This window comes from Dongia rigui, assembly GCF_034044635.1.
GTDB classification, from domain to species: domain Bacteria; phylum Pseudomonadota; class Alphaproteobacteria; order Dongiales; family Dongiaceae; genus Dongia; species Dongia rigui.
The window spans coordinates 331,323-350,047 of sequence record NZ_JAXCLX010000003.1; the positions used below are offsets into that span (position 1 = coordinate 331,323).

Consider the following 18,725-nt stretch of genomic DNA (forward strand, 5'->3'; position numbering starts at 1 on the left):
ATTCCAGTGGCAGCCTCATAACGGATGGGATGACCCATGATTGACCTTTTCTATACGGCAGTGGCGGCGGGGCTGTTCCTTGCCGCCGGCTTCTATGCGCGCGCCTGCGCCCATATCTGAAGAGGCCCCCGCCATGATCTTCGACTATCTGCTGGGCGGTGCCGCCGTCCTTGCTCTCCTAGGCTACATGACCTTCGCGGTCATCTGGCCAGAGAAGCTTTGACCCGAGAAACTCTGAAATCGGTGATAAAATGACTGCCAACGGTCTCTTGCAGATCGCGCTGTTCTGCGTCGTCATCATTGCGCTGACGAAACCTCTCGGCGCTTTCATGACCCGGCTCTTTGCCGGCGAAACCACTTTCCTTTCCCCCGTGCTGCGCCCCGTCGAGCGCGGCCTCTATCGCCTTTGCGGTGTCAATCCGCGCGAGGATCAGCACTGGTCGGTCTATGCCATCGCCATGTTGTTGTTCAATGGCGCCGGCTTCGTCCTCCTCTATGCATTGATGCGCCTTCAGCACCTGCTGCCGCTCAACCCGCAAGGGATGGCGGCGGTCCCCGCCGATCTCAGCCTCAATACGGCGATTTCCTTCGTCACCAACACCAACTGGCAGAACTATGCCGGCGAGGCGACGATGAGCTATCTGACGCAGATGGCCGGCCTGACCGTGCAGAACTTTCTGTCGGCGGCCACCGGCATTGCGCTGGCCGTCGCCCTCATTCGCGGCTTCACGCGGCGCTCGGCCAGCGGAATCGGCAATTTCTGGGTCGATATGACCCGGGCGACGCTCTACATCCTGCTGCCGCTCTCCGTCGTCATCGCCTTGTTCCTGGTGACCCAGGGCATGCCGCAGAATTTCGACGCCTATGTGCAGGCCACCACTTTGGAAGGTGCGCAGCAGACGATCGCGCAAGGTCCGGTCGCAAGCCAGGTCGCCATCAAGATGCTGGGCACCAATGGCGGTGGCTTCTTCAACGCCAATGCGGCGCATCCTTACGAGAACCCGACCGCGCTCTCCAACTTCGTGCAGATGGTGGCGATCTTTGCGATCGGCGCCGGCCTCACCAATGTCTTTGGCCGCATGGCGGGGGACCAGCGCCAGGGCTGGGCGATCTTCACCGCGATGGGTGTCCTGTTCCTGCTGGGTGTCGGCATCTGTTATTGGGCCGAAGCCGCCGGCAACCCGGCCCTTGCCGCCTTCAACATCGACCAATCCGCTGGCTTGCTGCAGAGCGGCGGCAATATGGAGGGGAAGGAGGTGCGCTTCGGCATCGCCAACTCATCCCTGTTCGCCGTCATCACGACGGCAGCGTCCTGCGGTGCGGTCAATGCGATGCATGACAGCTTCACGGCGCTGGGCGGGATGATCCCGATGGTCAACATGCTGCTGGGCGAAGTCATCATCGGCGGCGTCGGTGCCGGCCTCTATGGCATGCTGCTCTTCTGCATCATGGCGGTGTTCATCGCCGGGTTGATGGTCGGCCGCACGCCGGAATATGTGGGGAAGAAGATCGAGGCGCGCGAGGTGAAGATGACCGTGCTTGCCATCCTCTGCATTCCGCTGGTGGTGCTGGGCTTCTCGGCGATCGCCACCGTCCTGCCGGAAGCGCTGAAGAGCGTCCAGGACGGCGGCCCGCACGGCTTCTCGGAGATCTTCTACCTCTATACCTCGAGTGCCGCCAATAACGGCAGCGCCTTTGGCGGCTTCACCGGCAACACGCCCTTCTACAACGTGACCGGCGCCATCGCCATGTTCATCGGCCGCTTCTTCGTGATCCTGCCGACCTTGGCGATTGCCGGATCGCTCGCTGCCAAGAAATCGGCGGCGGCCAGCGCCGGCACCTTCCCCACCCACGGCCTGCTCTTCATCGTGCTGCTGGTGGGCGTGGTGTTGATCGTGGGCGGCCTCACCTATTTCCCGGCCCTGGCGTTGGGTCCGGTGGTCGAGCATCTGATGATGCAATCCGGCCAGTTGTTCTAAGGAAGAAAAGAAATGACGACCTCATCGCGTAAAGCAACTTTGCTCGACGGCCGGATTTTGGGAGATGCCGCAAAAGCAGCCTTCCGCAAGCTGGACCCGCGCCAGCTTTATACCAACCCGGTGATGCTGGCGGTCGAGTTGGTGGCGGTCATCGCCACCATCCTCTTCATCCGCGACCTCGTCACCGGCACCGGCACGTCCTTTGCCGGGCAGATCGTCGCCTGGCTGTGGATCACCGTGCTTTTTGCCAATTTCGCCGAGGCGGTGGCGGAAGGCCGCGGCAAGGCGCAGGCCGATGCGCTCCGGAAGTCGCGCATCAATGCGACGGCCAAGAAGCTCGGCGCCAAGACCCAGGGCTATGACATCGTCTCCGCCCTGTCGCTGCAGCCCGGCGATGTGGTGCTGGTCGAGACCGGCGACCTTATCCCCGGCGATGGCGAGGTGATCGAAGGCATCGCCTCAGTCGATGAATCGGCGATCACCGGTGAATCGGCCCCCGTCATCCGCGAAAGCGGCGGCGACCGCTCGGCGGTGACCGGCGGCACGCGTGTTCTCTCCGACGAGATCAAGGTGAGGATCACAGCGGCGCAGGGGTCGACCTTCCTCGACCGCATGATCGGTCTGGTCGAGGGGGCGAAGCGACAGAAGACGCCCAATGAGGTGGCGCTCAATATCCTGCTCGCTGGCATGACACTGATCTTCCTCTTTGCCGTCGCCTCTATCCCGAGCTTTGCCAAATATGCCGGCGGCACGGTGTCGGTGATCGTCCTCATCGCACTCTTTGTGACGCTGATCCCCACCACGATCGGCGCCCTCCTCTCGGCGATCGGCATTGCCGGCATGGACCGGCTGGTGAAGTTCAACGTGCTCTCGATGTCCGGCCGCGCGGTCGAAGCCGCGGGCGACGTCGATACGCTGCTGCTCGACAAGACCGGCACGATCACGCTCGGCAACCGCCTTGCCGCCGAGTTCCTGCCGGTCTCGGGCGTGACGCCCGAGGAACTGGCCAATGCGGCGCAATTGTCCTCCTTCAGCGACGAGACGCCGGAAGGCCGCTCCATCGTCGTGCTGGCCAAGGAGAAGTATGGCCTGCGCGGGCGCGAGATGGCACCTATGCACGCAACCTTCGTGCCCTTCACGGCACAGACGCGCATGAGCGGCGTCGATGTCGACGGCCACCGCATTCGCAAGGGTGCTGTCGATGCCGTCATCGACTTCGTCAAGGCGCAAAAGGGTGCCGGCGCCGTCACCCCGGAACTGACCGAGATCAGCGAGCGGATCGCCAAATCGGGCGGCACGCCGCTGGCTGTCGCCGATGGCGATCGCGTCCTCGGCGTCATTCACCTGAAGGACGTGGTGAAGGGTGGCATCCGCGAGCGCTTCCAGGAACTGCGCCGCATGGGTATCCGCACGGTGATGATCACCGGCGACAATCCGCTGACGGCAGCGGCCATCGCGGCCGAAGCCGGTGTCGACGATTTCCTCGCGCAGGCGACGCCGGAAACTAAACTGAAGCTCATCCGCGATGAGCAGGCCAAGGGCAAGCTGGTCGCCATGTGCGGCGACGGCACCAATGACGCGCCGGCACTTGCCCAAGCGGATGTCGGTGTGGCGATGCAGACCGGCACCCAGGCCGCACGCGAGGCCGGCAACATGGTCGATCTCGACAGCAACCCCACCAAGCTCATCGAGATCGTCATGATCGGCAAGCAGCTGTTGATGACGCGCGGTGCCTTGACCACCTTCTCGATCGCCAACGATGTGGCGAAGTATTTCGCCATCATCCCGGCGATGTTCGCGGCCTTCTATCCGCAACTCGGGATCTTGAACGTGATGGGGCTCGCCACGCCGGAAAGCGCCATCCTGTCGGCGACGATCTTCAACGCACTGATCATCGTGGCGCTCATTCCGCTGTCACTGAAGGGCGTGCGTTATCAGGCCAAAAGCGCCGGGTCGCTGCTGGCCAGCAATCTTGCCATCTATGGGTTGGGGGGATTGGTGGTGCCGTTCATCGGCATCAAAGCCATCGATCTGGCCCTGACCACGCTCCATATCATCTGACGGAGGTTCTTATGTTGACCCAATTGCGGCCGGCCTTGCTAATGCTGGTCTTCCTCACCCTCATCACTGGCCTTGCCTATCCGCTGGCCGTCACCGGCATGGCCAGCCTCGCCTTTCCGGACAAGGCCCGTGGCAGCCTCATCATCCGCAACGAGCAAGTGATCGGCTCCAGCCTGATCGGCCAGAAATTCGCGGGTGCTACATACTTCCACAGCCGCCCCTCGGCCGCGGGTGCTGACGGCTATGATGCCGCGGCCTCCTCCGGCTCGAATCTCGGCCCGACCTCCAAGGCGTTGATCGAGCGAGTTGGTGCAGCGGCCAAGGCCGAGGCGCAGGATGGCACGCCGGTGCCGGTCGACCTCGTCACCGCTTCGGGCAGTGGGCTCGATCCCGATATCACCCCGGCTAGCGCCTATTTCCAGGTGGCCCGCGTTGCCCAGGCGCGGGGCCTTTCGGAAGACGTGGTCAAGACGCTGGTCGATGCCCATATCACGGGACGAACCTTTGGTTTTCTTGGCGAGCCGCGCGTCAATGTGCTAACGCTCAATCTGGCACTCGATGAGGCGGCCGCCCAATGATGGATTTGATCTTCCGATGGCCTCGGCACCCGATCCGTTGAACAGGCCCTCGGCCGATGCCTTGCTGCAATCGGCCAGGAGCGAGCACCAGGGCCGTCTCAAGATCTTCCTTGGGGCGGCCCCTGGCGTCGGCAAGACCTATGAAATGCTGCTCTCGGGACGCAAGCGCCGGGACGAAGGCGCCGACGTCGTCATCGGTGTGGTCGAGACCCATGGACGGGTTGAAACCGAGGCCCTGGTCGATGGTTTGGAGCTGATCCCGCGCCGGTCTGTCGCCTATCGCGGCCGCGCGCTGCCGGAAATGGATATCGATGCCATCCTGGCAAGGCGGCCCCAATTGGTTCTGGTCGACGAACTGGCGCACACCAATGCCGAGGGCAGCCGGCACACCAAGCGCTATCAGGATGTCGAGGAGCTTCTGGCACAAGGGATTGACGTCTATTCGACGCTCAACATCCAGCACCTTGAAAGCCTCAACGACGTGGTGGCGCAGATCACCCATGTGCGCGTGCGTGAGACGCTGCCCGACCGCATCGTCGACCGCGCCGATGAGGTCGAGCTCATCGACCTCACGCCCAAGGATCTGATCCAGCGGTTGAAGGAAGGCAAGGTCTATCTGGGCGATGCCGCCGACCGCGCCCTGCAGCATTATTTCGCCGAAGGCAATCTGACCGCCTTGCGCGAACTGGCCTTGCGCCGCACGGCGCAGCGGGTCGACGACCAGATGCTGAATTACATGCAGGCCCATGCCATCGCCGGGCCCTGGGCCGCGGGCGAGCGGCTGCTGGTCTGTATCAATGAGCATCCGGCGTCGTTCGGCCTGGTGCGCTATGCCAAGCGCGCGGCGGACCGGCTGCAGGCGCGCTGGGCGGCGATCCATGTCGAGACGACGCGCTATCATCACCTGTCGGAAAAGGAACGCGACCGGGTTGACGAAGCCTTGCGGCTTGCAGAGCGGCTGGGCGGCGATGCCGTGACCTTGCCGGGTAGCGCAATCGCCGGCGACCTCATCGGCTATGCACGGGCCAACAACATCACCCAGATCATCATCGGCAAGTCATATCGTTCGCGTTGGTTCGAGTTCCTGCATGGCTCGGTGGCACGCGATCTGGTGCGGCAATCGGGCAATATCGGCATCCATGTCGTCGCCGGGCAGCCGGTCAAGGAAGATGCTGTCGCCGGCGACACCGCGGCCGCAGGAACGCCCTTCAGCGTGACACCCTATGTCGGCAGCGCCATCACCGTGGGGCTGGCGCTCCTGGCCAGCCTTGGCATCGACCATTTCATCGACCTGCCGAACATTTCGATGATGTTCCTGGCGGCCGTGCTGTTCTCTGCCGTGCAATACGGGCTGCTGCCATCGCTCTTCGCCTCGATCCTGAGCACGCTCGCCTACAACTATTTCTTCCTCGATCCGATCCACACCTTCACGGTGGCGGATCCTTCCAATGTCATTGCGCTGTTCTTCTTCCTGATGGTGGCGATCCTCACCAGCAATCTCACCGCCAAGGTGCGCGCCGAGGCCCGCGCCTCGCGCCAGCGCGCGGCCTCGACCGCGGCCCTCTACAATTTCAGCCGCAAGGTCGCGGCAATCGGCGAGATGGACGATCTCCTCTGGGCGGTCGCTCACCAGATCGCCCTGATGCTGCGGGTCCACGTCATCCTGCTGCTGCCGGAGGAGACCGGCGAGATCACGGTCCGGATCGGCTATCCGCCCGATGACGAACTCAACGCGGCGGATCTTGCCGCCGCGCGCTGGGCCTGGGATCACGGCAAGCCGGCCGGCCGTGGGGCCGAGACATTGCCGGGCGCGCGGCGCCTCTTTCTGCCGCTTGCCACCGAGCGCGGCAAGATCGGCGTCATGGGCCTCGACCGCGAGGAGCCGGGCCCGATGTTCACGCCGGATCAGAAGCGGCTGCTCGATGCGCTGTGCGACCAGGCGGCCGTCGCCATCGAGCGCATCAGCCTGATGCAGGATATCGACAAGGCGCGGGTGGTGAGCGAGACGGAGCAGCTCCGGACCGCCCTCCTCACCTCCATCTCGCATGATTTCCGCACACCGCTCGCTTCGATCATCGGCTCGGTCTCGAGCCTTCGGTCGCTGTGGCAGAAATTCCCCGACGCGACGCGGGAGGAATTGCTGCGCACGGCCCAGGAGGAGGCCGAGCGGCTCAACCGTTTCATCGGCAATATCCTCGACATGACGCGCCTGGAGGCCGGAGCACTGGCGCCGGTCGCCCAGCCGACCGACATCGCGGAAGTAGCGGATACGGCGCTTAACCAGGCAAAACCGATCTTGGCGCAACACCGGATCCGGACCGATATACCTGAAGACTTGCCATTGCTGACACTCGACGCGACGCTGACGGGTCAGATTCTCGTCAACCTTCTCGATAACGCCGCCAAATATGCGCCGCCGGGGAGCGAGATCACGCTGGATATCAAGCGGCAGGCGCAATCGATCGACGTAGTGGTGCGCGATGAAGGTCCGGGTATTCCGGCCGGCGATCTCAAGCGCATCTTCGACCGCTTCTTCCGCGTGAGCGGCGTCGACCGCCGCCGTGCCGGCACCGGCCTCGGCCTTGCCATCTGCCGTGGCTTTGCCGAGGCGATGGGCGGCAGCATCACCGCCGGCAACCGCACGGATCGTAGCGGCGCCATCTTCACCCTCAGCCTTCCTCTCAGCCTTCAGGTGCAGTCGTGAGCGGCCCGCAAGAAATTCTCATCATTGATGACGAGCCGGCGATCCGGCGTTTCCTCAAAAGCAGCCTGGTGGCGCATGACTTCCATGTTGTCGAAGCGGGCACCGGCAAGGAAGGGCTTGCCGCATTGGATAACAGTCGCCTTGCCCTTGTCGTCGTCGACCTGGGCTTGCCCGACATGGACGGCCACGAACTGATCCGCGCCATCCGCCAGCGATCGCCGGTGCCGATCGTGGTGCTGTCGGTGCGCGATGACGAGGCGGGCAAGGTCGCGGCTTTGGACGACGGTGCCGACGATTATGTGACCAAGCCCTTCGGCATCGAGGAGTTCATGGCCCGGGTTCGGGCGGCGCTGCGCCACCGGTTGCAACAGCAGGGGCAATCGGCCCATCTGCAGGTGGGCGACATTAGCATCGACGTGCTGGCGCGCGACGTGAAGCGCGGCGGCCAGCCGGTCAAACTGTCGCGCCGCGAGTTCGACCTGCTCGTCTATCTGGCTGAGCATGCCGGCAAGGTGATCACGCATCAGCAGGCGCTGACCCATGTCTGGGGGCCGGGCCATGGCGAATACATTGAATATCTGCGCGTCTATGTGCGGCAGTTGCGCCAGAAGATCGAAGCCGACCCGCAGCGACCCGTTCTCATTCTGACGGTGCCGGGTGTCGGATATCGCATCGACCCCGGCAGCGGCACTGACGCGGCGCGCTAGTTTCCGGAAACCGGCGACGGCTGCGATGGGGCAATATGAAAGGGCAGCGCCTTGCCGGCCTTGCGCTCCTTCTTGTCAAGATACATGGCTGCGTCGGCATCCTGAAGCGCCTGTTCGGGTGTGGAGGCTCCCGCATCGACAACGATGATGCCGACACTGGCACCAAGATAGTCCAGCGCGACCCGCGGTAGTCGGTAGCGACGTTGCAGCGCGTTGTGCAACCGCTCCCGCATCGCGGCAACAACCTCAGCCGACTCACCGAGGCAGAGTCCAGAAACGATAAACTCGTCCCCGCCCCACCGGCCCAAGAGATCACCCGCCCGGATGCCGGCCTGCAGGCGATGACCGACCTCGGTCAGAAAAGCGTCGCCCGCACTGTGGCCGAATTGATCATTGATCTGCTTGAAGCCATCCAGGTCGATGAAGGCGACGATCACGAACTGGCGATTTCGTCGCGCCAACGCGAACTGGCGCGGCAGATTTTCCATCACCGCGCGGCGATTGGGCAGCTTGGTCAGCGGGTCGACATAAGAATGGGTCCGCAACGCCTCATTGGCCTGTTGCAGGTCCTGGACCAGCTTTTCCTTCTCGATGTGCTGGGAGATGAGCTTGCCAAAGAGGCGCAGGACTTCCTCGCCGCGCTGCGTCAATGGCTTCTGCTCGGTGCTGGCAGCACACAGCGTGCCGTAGAGCGAGCCATCGTCCAGCCGGACCGGCGTGCTGACATATGTTACGATGCCAAGAGCGCGCGCGGAATCGGAATCGCCCCAGCGGCGCGGCACGTCCTCGGTATAGACCCGTCCCTCATCCAGCGCGCGCTTGCACAGCGTGTCGCCCCAGGGCACGGAAAGCCCTTCGGGTATCTTCATGCGCTTGCTGTTGTGGGCAAAGAGGACGCTCTGGTTATTGGCGTCGAGATCAATCCTGGTGAGGTAGGCGGATTCAAGGTCGGTCGCCAATTCGAGCAGGGTGAGCAACTGACGTACCAGACCCTCAAACGATGTTTCGCTGACCAGCGCCGTCGATATCTGAGACACCAAGCTGTCCGACATACCCTCATACCCACGCTAACGACTTTAGATCGACCGCCGGGAGCGCTTGGCCCCACCTTGTTGCCAGCTGCACCGCCCCCCCTGGCAGTCCGGCTCTCAAGAATATCGTCAAATGGGCCGGTTTGGCTGCCGCGTAGCGCGTGCAGCTGCGGTGATGTTATATCTAGCAAAAGATGTATCTTAAAAAAACGCCCGAACCTCGCTCACACATATCTTCGTCGATGTCTGACATTCAAATTCGACCAACTTTGGGCGACGTCAAGCCATGTCGGTGGCTTTGAGAAAATAGGAGCCTTTGCTGTTGCGCGAATAGACGCGCTCCGCGGCACGAAAAATCCGATCCCGATGCTGATCGAAAACAGTCAGCAAGCTGACTTCGTCATCGCTGGCGCCGGGAACCAACTTGGTCAAGGCATCGGCTGCGAGGAAAAACGGTACCTCCAGCGCATTGTCATAGGCCCAGAAGCGGATCCATTTGCGTCGCGCATCATAACTGCGACTGACATTGGGGAAGCTGAGTTTCATTTCGTTTTCTTTGCATGTCCTGCAGTTGGATCAGGCGCGTCGACCCAACGATAATTTCCCAGGAAGGTTGCCCCACATCGCCATCACCACGAAAAGCGCCACCGGTCATTGCCAATCCTTGGCGAAAGTCGGACATTTCGGCGGCTGGAGAATCATCCGAATTTGCTCGTCACCTGCGCGATGACGCGATGGATGCCCACTGATCCACGCGACCGATCGCCATCAAGCACCGTTAGCAGGCGAGAGGCAATGTTCCCGTGAACTGTCTTGACGTTCCCTGCATCGAAATCGGCGATCCGAGATAGTTTCCCGCTCCTGCCTGATATGTGACCATATGAGGAGAGCTGATCTCGACGTCTCCTTTCGCGCCGGATTCCGCCTTGGCCAGATGGTCGGTTGGATAGCCGAGATCCAGCGGTTCAGACGGACTGCATCACTTGCAACGACAAGACAGTCGTTCGCGGGCTTTTTTCGTGTCGATGGCGACACTGCTGTCTCCTTCTGCGACAGCAATTCATGCACCGTCCGACCGGACAACCGAAGCTGCGGCCACCCGCCCCTTTTTGCCAGCATCTCGCTATAGGGATTTTTTTTGATCGCATCATTTCTCACGTCGTTCCGCACAGTGAGCAGCTACTCGCCATGGGATAGTGATGTCCCGATCCGCGAGGAGCTCTTCAGCGTTGATCGCCTCGAACAGCATGCCGAGACGCTGGCCGCGGCCCAGACCGTCTCGGCTCGAGCACACCGCGTTCCGTCCCTTGTTCGTCGGCTGAAGGCCAACGCGGCCACCTTGCTGGAAGCCCATCAAACGATCGCAAAGGCACTTGATGAAGGTCGCTTCATCACCCCGGCCGCCGAGTGGCTTGTCGATAACTACCATGTCGTGGCGGCGCAGGTGCGAGAGGTCCAAACGGACCTTCCCAACGGCTATTATCGTTTGCTGCCAAAGCTGGCCGAGGGTCCCTTCGCTGGTTACCCCCGGGTATTTGGGCTCGCTTGGGCCTTTGTCGCCCATACCGACAGTCATTTCGATCCCGTTGCATTGCAACGTTTCGTCCATGCCTATCAGCGCATTCAACCCCTGACGATCGGCGAAATTTGGGCCATCGCCATCACACTGCGCATCGTTCTTGTCGAAAACCTGCGCCGCTCAGCCGTCCGCATTCTGGCGGCCCGTGCCGGGCGCCAGGAAGCGGACGCGCTTGCCGACCGGCTGCTGGGCAGCAAGGAGAAGGCGCCCGAGCCCGTATCGGTTGTCCTCGGACCGCTGGACAGCGAGATGCTGCCGCCAGCCCTCGCCGTTCAGCTCATCCAGCGCTTGCGCGACCAGGATCCCAACGTAACACCCGCCCTGGACTGGCTTGAAGCCCACCTCGCCCGATGGAATACGTCGTCCGAAGCCATTGTGCGCGACGAGCAAAAGCGCCAAGGGGCGTCCAATCTGACCGTCCGCAACATCATCACAAGCATGCGGCTGGTCTCGGGCATGAATTGGGCGGAGCTGGTGGAAAGTGTCAGCCGGGTCGACGCCATTCTTGGCCAGGACAGCCAGTTTCGCGAGATGGATTTCCCGACACGCAACCTCTACCGGAGTGCGATTGAAGAGCTGTCGCGCGGCTCAGGGATGTCCGAAGACGAGATTGCCAACCGCGCCCTCACCTATTCGACCAGATCCCCACGCCAAACCACCAAGACAGTCGGCACATCAGTGCAACGGACGAGAGAACCCGGATTCTATTTGATTGCCGAGGGTCGAAATGAACTGGAAGCCGGTATTGGATTCCGCGCTCCCCTCCGGCTAAGGCTACGCCGCTTTCTGATCGGTCGCGGCATTGGCGGCTATGTCTGCAGCACACTCATCCTTGCCTCACTATTGCTCACCCTGCCCATTATTGTTCTCGAACAGTATGGCGTTGGCTTGGGGATGATGGCCCTGCTCACCTGCCTCGGGTTCATTCCGGCACTCGATCTTGCCACCGCGCTGATCAATCGCGATGTCACCAGGGGCTTTGCGCCAGTCATTCTGCCCGGTATGGAGTTGACCGATGGTGTTCCCGACCATCTGCGTACGATGGTCGTTATCCCCATACTGCTCACCAGCAAGGCTGCTATCGCCGAATATGTCGAACGCCTCGAAATCCACTATCTGACCAGCCCGACGGGTGCGCTCCATTTCGCCTTGCTCTCCGACTGGAAGGATGCCGCAACGGAGCACACCGACGACGACGCGACGCTTCTTCAAGCAGCCGTCGACGGTATAGCACGCCTCAATGCGCGCCATCCCGATCCGCAGTGCGATCGATTTCTGCTTCTGCATCGGCGCCGCATCTGGAACGACGTGCAGAGCCAGTGGATGGGGTGGGAGCGCAAACGCGGCAAGCTCCATGAATTGAACCGGCTGCTGCGCCAGGCGACAGATACCAGTTTTATGGACACTGCCAGCGCGAGCGCCGCCATTCCTTCCAACGTCCGCTACATCATCACGCTGGATTCCGATACCAGGCTGCCGCGCGAGTCGGTGCGGCGGCTTATCGGCAAAATGGCCCACCCGCTCAATCACCCGATCTTCGACGACGCGAGCGGCCGCGTCACGCAAGGTTATGGCATCTTGCAGCCGCGCGTGACACCGTCTCTCCCCATGGGCCAGGAAGGGTCTCTGTTTCAGCGCATCATCTCCGGCCCGGGTGGCATCGATCCCTACGCTGCAGCGACCTCGGACCTCTACCAGGATCTGTTCGGCGAAGGCTCGTTTACCGGAAAAGGTATCTACGATCTTGATGCCGTCGATGCGGCGCTCAAGGATCGCATTTCCGAGAACACAGTGCTCAGCCATGACCTCTTCGAGGGCGTCTTCGCGCGCGCTGGCCTCGCCTCGGATATCGAGGTCGTCGAGGAATTCCCGGCCCGCTACGATGTCGCCGCCGCCCGGCTGCATCGATGGGTTCGCGGTGACTGGCAGTTGTTGCCGTGGCTGCTGGAGCATATTCGCCGTGGCGCAGGAAATGGCCGCCATGCGTTGCCGGCAATGGGCTTCTGGAAGATGGCTGACAACCTGCGGCGCTCGCTCACTGCACCTGCTATCCTTGCCGCACTGATCGCTGGATGGGTCATGCCACTGCCCGCAGCGGCAATCTGGTCGGCCTTTCTCCTCACCGCGATGGCGGTACCGTCTCTTGCCCCTTGGTTCGGGGCCATCATTCCGCATCGCTTCAACGTAACACCGCTCAGTCATCTGCGAGCACTCGGCAGTGATCTGCGGCTGAACCTCTTCCAGATCACCAGTCACGTCATCTTTCTTCCGCACCAGGCTTGGTTGATGACTGATGCAATCGTCCGGACGCTGTATCGTGTCTATTTTAGCCGGCGGAATTTGCTGGAATGGATGACGGCAGCGCAGGCGAAGGTCGGGCAACACCTGGATACCCGCGGCTTCGCCCGACAGATGGGCGGTAGCTGGTTGCTGATTGCTGGCGCCGCCATCGTCGTCCTGCTGTCTGCCTCGCGCGCCTGGCCGATCGCTGCCCCGATCATTTTCATCTGGGCATTGTCGCCGGCTGTTGCCGACTGGATCAGTCGGTCGCCCCGCGATGCGGGGCGCCTGCTCATCTCGGAATCAGATACCCAGACACTGCGCGGCATCGCCCGCCGCACCTGGCGCTATTTCGAGACCTTCGTGACGCCAGAAGACCATATGTTGCCGCCGGACAATTTCCAGGAGACACCGCAGCCCGTTCTGGCTCATCGGACGTCGCCCACCAATCTCGGCCTCTACCTTCTTTCCGCTGTATGTGCCCGCGATTTCGGTTGGGCCGGGTTGAGCGAGACGGTCGAAAGATTGTCGGCCACTCTCGACACGATGGAATCGCTCGAGAAGTTCCGCGGGCATCTATTCAATTGGTATGACACGGGCGATCTCAGGCCGCTTGACCCCAAATACATATCGACCGTCGACAGCGGCAATCTGGCCGGTCATTTGATCGCACTTGCCAATGCCTGCCGTGCTTGGCGAGAAAGTCCCCACCAGGATCCAAGAACCGTGTTTCGCGGCCTGTCTGATGATCTGCGCCTGGTCCATGCCCAGTTCAATCCGGCGTCGCTGCCGGGCACCCCCTTGGAAGCTCTGGCGCGTCACATTCGGCGCGGGGAGTCTGAGCCGGACAACTGCCTGGCACTCCTGACCGAGCTGCTGCCGATTGCGAGCGCGGCGCGGAACAGCATGGCAGCGGCCGGCGCAAATGCCGAGACGTTGTACTGGATCGACTCCTTGCAGCGTTCGGCGCGCGCGCATCTCCATGACCTGACATTGTCAGCCGAGGACACAGATGTCATCGCCGACCGACTGGCGACCATTGAAGAGGTGGCGAGACGGATGGCATTTGCGATGGATTTCTCGTTCCTCCTGGATGTGGAACGGGAACTGCTGTCGATCGGCTATCTGGTCGGGGAAGGGAAACTGGACCCCAGCTGCTATGACCTTCTGGCGTCGGAAGCCCGTCTGTCCAGCCTGTTCTCCATCGCCAAGGGGGATGTCCCGACCAGCCACTGGTTCCGCCTGGGCCGGACCGTGACGCCGATCGGTTCGGGAGCGGCCTTGATCTCCTGGTCCGGCTCGATGTTCGAATACTTGATGCCGTCGCTTGTCATGCGGGCACCGGCGGGCTCCCTGTTGGAGCGCACCAACCGGCTGACCGTTCGTCGCCAGATCCGCTACGGCCAGCAACTGGGACTCCCCTGGGGGATCTCGGAATCGGCCTACAATGTGCGCGATCTCGAATTCACCTATCAGTATTCACCGTTCGGGGTTCCGAGCCTCGCGCTGAAACGCGGGCTTGGGGAAGACGCCGTCATAGCCCCCTATGCGACGGCCCTGGCGTTGATGGTCGATCCGGCGGCGGCACTCCGGAATTTCTCGCGCCTCGATAGTCTTGGTGGATCGGGCCGGTTCGGCTTCTATGAAGCCCTCGACTTTACCCGCAAGCGCCTGCCCGTCGGCGAGGATGTGGCGATCGTCCGTGCCTTCATGTCCCATCACCAGGGCATGAGCATCGTTGCCATCGGCAATGCACTTTTCGACGGCGCCATGCGGGCGCGCTTCCATGCCGAGCCGATCATCCAGGCTTCCGAATTGCTGCTGCAGGAACGCACGCCGCGGGACGTCGCCCTGGAGCGCCCCAAGGTGGAGGAGATCACCACGCTGGGCAAAGGCCTCGATTTCGCCCCAGCGAAGATCCGCCGCTTCACCTCGCCGCATGGTCAGATCCCGGACACCCATCTCCTCTCCAATGGTCGCTATGCGGTAATGCTGACGTCGGCCGGCTCCGGCTACAGTCGCTGGAAGGATCTCACTGTGACCCGTTGGCGCGAGGATGCGACGCGCGACGATTGGGGTAGTTACATTTTCCTGCGCGACATGCACACCGACAAGTATTGGTCGGCTGGCTATCAGCCAACCGGGGTCGCTGCTGACCGGTACCGAGTCGCCTTTTCGGAAGACCGCGCCGAAATTCAACGTCGCGATGGTACTCTTACGACGACCCTGGAGATTGTCGTCTCTGGTGAAGACGATGCGGAAGTGCGCCGCCTGTCGATCACGAATGCCGGTGGACAGCCGCGCGAAATCGAGGTCACTTCCTATCTTGAGCTGGTCCTGGCGCCGCAAGGCGCGGATATGGCGCACCCTGCCTTCTCGAAGATGTTCGTGCAGACCGAGTATCTTGCGCATCTGGGCGCTTTGATCGCCACCAGGCGCCAGCGGGCACCTTCGGAGCCGGAGATCTGGGCAGCTCAGATCATGGTCGTGGAGGGCGAAAGCATCGGTGAACTTCGGATCGAGACGGATCGGATGGCGTTCATCGGACGCGGCCGCGATCTCCGGTCTCCGATCTCCATTGCCAAAGGTCGTTTGACGGGGACAGTGGGCACGGTGCTCGATCCCATCTTCGCGATGCGACGGCGCCTGCTGATTGATGGCCGGGCCACTGTTCGCGTGGCATATTGGACAATCGTCGCGTCATCCCGTCAAAAGCTGCTCGATCTTATCGATCGCCATCAGGATGCCAGCGCCTTCCAGCGCGCGGCCACTCTTTCCTGGACACAGGCGCAAGTTCAGTTGCGGCACCTCAGCATCGACCCCGAAGAGGCAAATACGTTCCAGCAGCTCGCCAGCCATCTTCTCTATGCGAACAATTCCATGCGGCCGGCGGAAGAGACGATACGCCGTGGGCGCGGGCCCCAGGCCAATCTCTGGCCGCAAGGGATCTCCGGCGATTTGCCGATCGTCTTGCTCCGCATCGATGATATCGAAGACATCTCGGTCGTTCAGCAGGCACTGCGTGCCCATGAATACTGGCGCATGAAGCAGATTTCCGTCGACCTCGTCATTGTCAACGAACGGGCGACCTCCTACACGCAAGACCTCCAACTGGCGATCGACGCCGCCGTCAGAGCCAGCCAATCCCGCCCGACACCTGGCGAGGTACCGGGACGCGGGACCGTGTTTTCGCTCCGCGCCGACATCATATCGGTCGAGATGCGAGGGATTCTAGCCGCTGTCGCGCGAATTCTCCTGGTTGCCGGGCGTGGCACATTGTCGGTTCAACTCGGCCGGATGAAGATCGCTCCTCAGATGGCCATCCCGAAGAAGACTCCCGGTCCTGTTTATCCTGCGGACGATCAGCCGGGAAATACGCTCGATACGTCCACGCTTGAATTCTTCAATGGCCTGGGCGGTTTCTCTGATGGCGGGCGCGAATACACAGTGGTCCTGCCGGCCGACAGATCGACGCCGGCACCCTGGATCAACGTCATCGCCAATCCCGGCTTTGGTTTCAATGTCTCCGCCGAGGGAAGTGGCAGCACCTGGTCTATCAACAGCCGCGAACATCAGCTGACGCCTTGGTCCAACGATCCAGTGAGCGATCCGCCCGGCGAAATCCTCTACATCAAGGACGAGGAGAACGACGACCTTTGGGGACCAACAGCGCTGCCCATTCGCCGGAGTGCTGCGCCCTATGTCACGCGGCATGCGCGCGGACACAGCTGCTTCGAGCATACGGCGCATGGCATCGCCACCCATCTGGTACAATTTGTGCCGCTCCAGGACCCGGTCAAGATCTCGCGGCTCACCCTGAAGAACCTGACCGATCGCACGCGCCATCTGTCGGTCACAAGCTATGTGGAATGGGTACTTGGTGCGGCGCGAGGTGTGACGGCACCCTATGCGGTCACGACGCGAGATGCTGAAACGGGGGCGATCTTGGCGCAGAATGCCTGGAATGCGGCCTTCCAGTCGGGCGTTGCTTTCGTCGATTTCGCTGGCCGCCAGACAGAATGGACCGGCGACAGGCGCGAATTCATCGGCCGCAATGGCACGCTGCAGAGTCCGGCCGCAATGACAAGCGGACTGGTCCTGTCGGGCAATGTCGGCGCTGGTTACGATCCCTGCGGCGTGCTGAAGACGGAGATTGAGCTGGCGCCCGGCGCCGCCCACGAGATCGTCCTTTTCCTGGGCGAAGCCGGTGATGAAATTGCCGCCCGTGCCTTGATCATGCGCTACCGCACGGCCGATCTCGATGCGGTCTTGGGCGCGGTCTCAAGTCACTGGGACGATGTGCTTGGCCAGATTGAAGTCAAAACACCCGACCGCGCAATGGACATCATGCTCAATGGCTGGATGTTGTACCAGACACTGGCCTGCCGGATCTGGGCGCGATCCGGTTTCTATCAGGCAAGCGGTGCCTTCGGCTTTCGCGATCAGTTGCAGGACGGCATGGCACTCGCCGTCACCCGGCCGGATCTCACGCGCGCCCATCTGCTACGAGCCGCGGGCCGCCAGTTCCGGGAAGGCGATTTGCAGCATTGGTGGCTACCGCCCCACGGCCAGGGCGTGCGCACCCGCATATCGGATGACCGGGTCTGGCTCGCTTATGCCGTCGGACACTATGTCGAGACGACGGGCGACCGCGGCGTTCTCGAGGAAGTCTTGCCGTTCCTCGACGGACCCGCTCTGGGGCCAGGCGAACATGATTCCTTCTTCCAACCAATGACCTCGGACGACAAAGCATCGCTTTACGAGCATTGCGCGCTCGGCCTCGATCGCAGTCTTGAGGTTGGGGCACACGGGTTGCCCCTGATCGGTACTGGAGACTGGAACGATGGCTTGAACCGGGTCGGCCAGGAGGGGCGCGGCGAAAGCGTCTGGCTCGGTTGGTTCCTCTACACGACGCTTCTTGCTTTTGCCGATCTCGCCGTCACGGTGAACGATCTGGCGCGCGCCGGGACCTGGCGTTCGCACGCCACGGCCTTGCAAGCCGCCCTTGAAGCCGAGGGTTGGGACGGCAATTGGTACAGGCGGGGCTATTTCGACGATGGCAGCGCCCTCGGTTCTGCGTCCAGTGCGGAATGTCAGATCGATTCCATCGCGCAGTCCTGGGCGGTTCTTTCAGGCGCCGCCGCGCCGGAACGTGCGGCGCGGGCGATGATGTCCCTCGACCAACGCCTCATCAGACGTGACGACAAACTGGCCTTGCTGTTCACGCCACCCTTCGATCAATCGATGCCGGATCCCGGCTACATCAAAGGCTATCCGCCGGGATTGCGGGAAAATGGCGGCCAATATACCCACGCCGCTACATGGACCGTCTTGGCCCTGGCAAAGCTCGGCGATGGCGACAAGGCGGCAGACCTCTTCAACCTGCTCAACCCGATCAATCACGCAAAAGACGAAGCCGCCTGCGCACGCTACAAGGTCGAGCCTTATGCTGTTCCGGCTGACGTCTATTCGGTCGCGCCCCATAGCGGGCGCGGCGGATGGACCTGGTACACGGGATCGGCCGGCTGGCTCTATCGCGCCGGGATCGAAGGCATCCTTGGGATCAAACAGCGCAATACGCAGCTGTTGATCGCACCTTGCATGCCCAAAGGCTGGCCGGGCTTCGAGGCGATTTTCAGATACAAGTCGACCACCTATAATATCGTCGTCTCACGACACATTGAGAAAGGCGACCCTGCCATTACTGCCTCCTTGGATGGCCGAGATCTGCCAAGTGGGCCCGTGCGCGTGCCCCTGATCGACGATGGCGCTACCCACGAAGTGCTTCTGAGGGTCAGCTGAACGG

The 18,725-nt window shown here is 62.1% G+C and carries 9 protein-coding genes; 7 read left to right on the forward strand and 2 right to left on the reverse strand.

What is annotated here, in order from left to right; translation table 11 throughout:
* The first annotated feature begins 133 nt into the window (after nt 1-133).
* Genes SMD31_RS17240 through SMD31_RS17265 form a run of 6 tightly spaced genes read left to right on the forward strand, consistent with a single transcriptional unit; the run spans nt 134 to nt 8,029 of the window.
* Nucleotides 134-223, forward strand: a complete 90-nt coding sequence (locus SMD31_RS17240) for a potassium-transporting ATPase subunit F (RefSeq protein ID WP_320502164.1) — start codon at nt 134-136, stop codon at nt 221-223.
* Between the two features lie 28 nt (nt 224-251).
* Nucleotides 252-1,979 (forward strand): potassium-transporting ATPase subunit KdpA, encoded by a 1,728-nt coding sequence (kdpA, locus tag SMD31_RS17245; protein ID WP_320502165.1) that lies wholly within the window; start codon nt 252-254, stop codon nt 1,977-1,979.
* 12 nt (nt 1,980-1,991) lie between these two features.
* A complete protein-coding gene (gene kdpB, locus SMD31_RS17250; protein WP_320502166.1) occupies nt 1,992-4,040 on the forward strand; it encodes a potassium-transporting ATPase subunit KdpB in 2,049 nt (682 codons plus the stop codon).
* Nucleotides 4,041-4,051: 11 nt separating this feature from the next.
* Nucleotides 4,052-4,618, forward strand: a complete 567-nt coding sequence (gene kdpC, locus SMD31_RS17255) for a potassium-transporting ATPase subunit KdpC (RefSeq protein ID WP_320502167.1) — start codon at nt 4,052-4,054, stop codon at nt 4,616-4,618.
* Nucleotides 4,619-4,634: 16 nt separating this feature from the next.
* On the forward strand, nt 4,635-7,322 hold the full coding sequence (locus SMD31_RS17260; RefSeq protein ID WP_320502168.1) for a sensor histidine kinase KdpD: 2,688 nt from the start codon (nt 4,635-4,637) through the stop codon (nt 7,320-7,322).
* A complete protein-coding gene (locus SMD31_RS17265) occupies nt 7,319-8,029 on the forward strand; it encodes a response regulator transcription factor (protein WP_320502169.1) in 711 nt (236 codons plus the stop codon). The genes SMD31_RS17260 and SMD31_RS17265 overlap by 4 nt, the downstream gene beginning before the upstream one ends.
* Here SMD31_RS17265 and SMD31_RS17270 read toward each other — a convergent pair.
* Together SMD31_RS17270 and SMD31_RS17275 are read right to left on the reverse strand one after the other, a co-directional pair.
* Complete coding sequence (locus SMD31_RS17270; protein ID WP_320502170.1) at nt 8,026-9,081, reverse strand: sensor domain-containing diguanylate cyclase; 1,056 nt, start codon at nt 9,079-9,081, stop codon at nt 8,026-8,028. The two genes, SMD31_RS17265 and SMD31_RS17270, sit on opposite strands and share 4 nt — an antisense overlap.
* A gap of 258 nt (nt 9,082-9,339) precedes the next feature.
* Nucleotides 9,340-9,606 carry a DUF1488 family protein gene (locus tag SMD31_RS17275; protein ID WP_320502171.1) on the reverse strand — a complete coding sequence of 89 codons (267 nt, stop codon included), beginning with the start codon at nt 9,604-9,606 and terminating at the stop codon, nt 9,340-9,342.
* A 592-nt stretch (nt 9,607-10,198) separates the two neighbouring features.
* Between SMD31_RS17275 and SMD31_RS17280 the strand changes: the two genes are divergently transcribed.
* Entirely contained in the window at nt 10,199-18,721 is an 8,523-nt protein-coding gene (locus SMD31_RS17280; protein ID WP_320502172.1) for a GH36-type glycosyl hydrolase domain-containing protein, read from the forward strand.
* The last annotated feature ends 4 nt before the right edge of the window (nt 18,722-18,725 follow it).

Excerpts from the sequence above, each read along its gene's own strand:
- SMD31_RS17260 (WP_320502168.1), top strand. The coding sequence starts at position 4,635 with ATGGCCTCGGCACCCGATCCGTTGAACAGGCCCTCGGCCGATGCCTTG.
- SMD31_RS17240 (WP_320502164.1), top strand. The coding sequence starts at position 134 with ATGATCTTCGACTATCTGCTGGGCGGTGCCGCCGTCCTTGCTCTCCTA.
- kdpB (WP_320502166.1), top strand. The coding sequence starts at position 1,992 with ATGACGACCTCATCGCGTAAAGCAACTTTGCTCGACGGCCGGATTTTG.
- SMD31_RS17275 (WP_320502171.1), bottom strand. The coding sequence starts at position 9,606 with ATGAAACTCAGCTTCCCCAATGTCAGTCGCAGTTATGATGCGCGACGC.
- SMD31_RS17270 (WP_320502170.1), bottom strand. The coding sequence starts at position 9,081 with ATGTCGGACAGCTTGGTGTCTCAGATATCGACGGCGCTGGTCAGCGAA.
- kdpC (WP_320502167.1), top strand. The coding sequence starts at position 4,052 with ATGTTGACCCAATTGCGGCCGGCCTTGCTAATGCTGGTCTTCCTCACC.
- kdpA (WP_320502165.1), top strand. The coding sequence starts at position 252 with ATGACTGCCAACGGTCTCTTGCAGATCGCGCTGTTCTGCGTCGTCATC.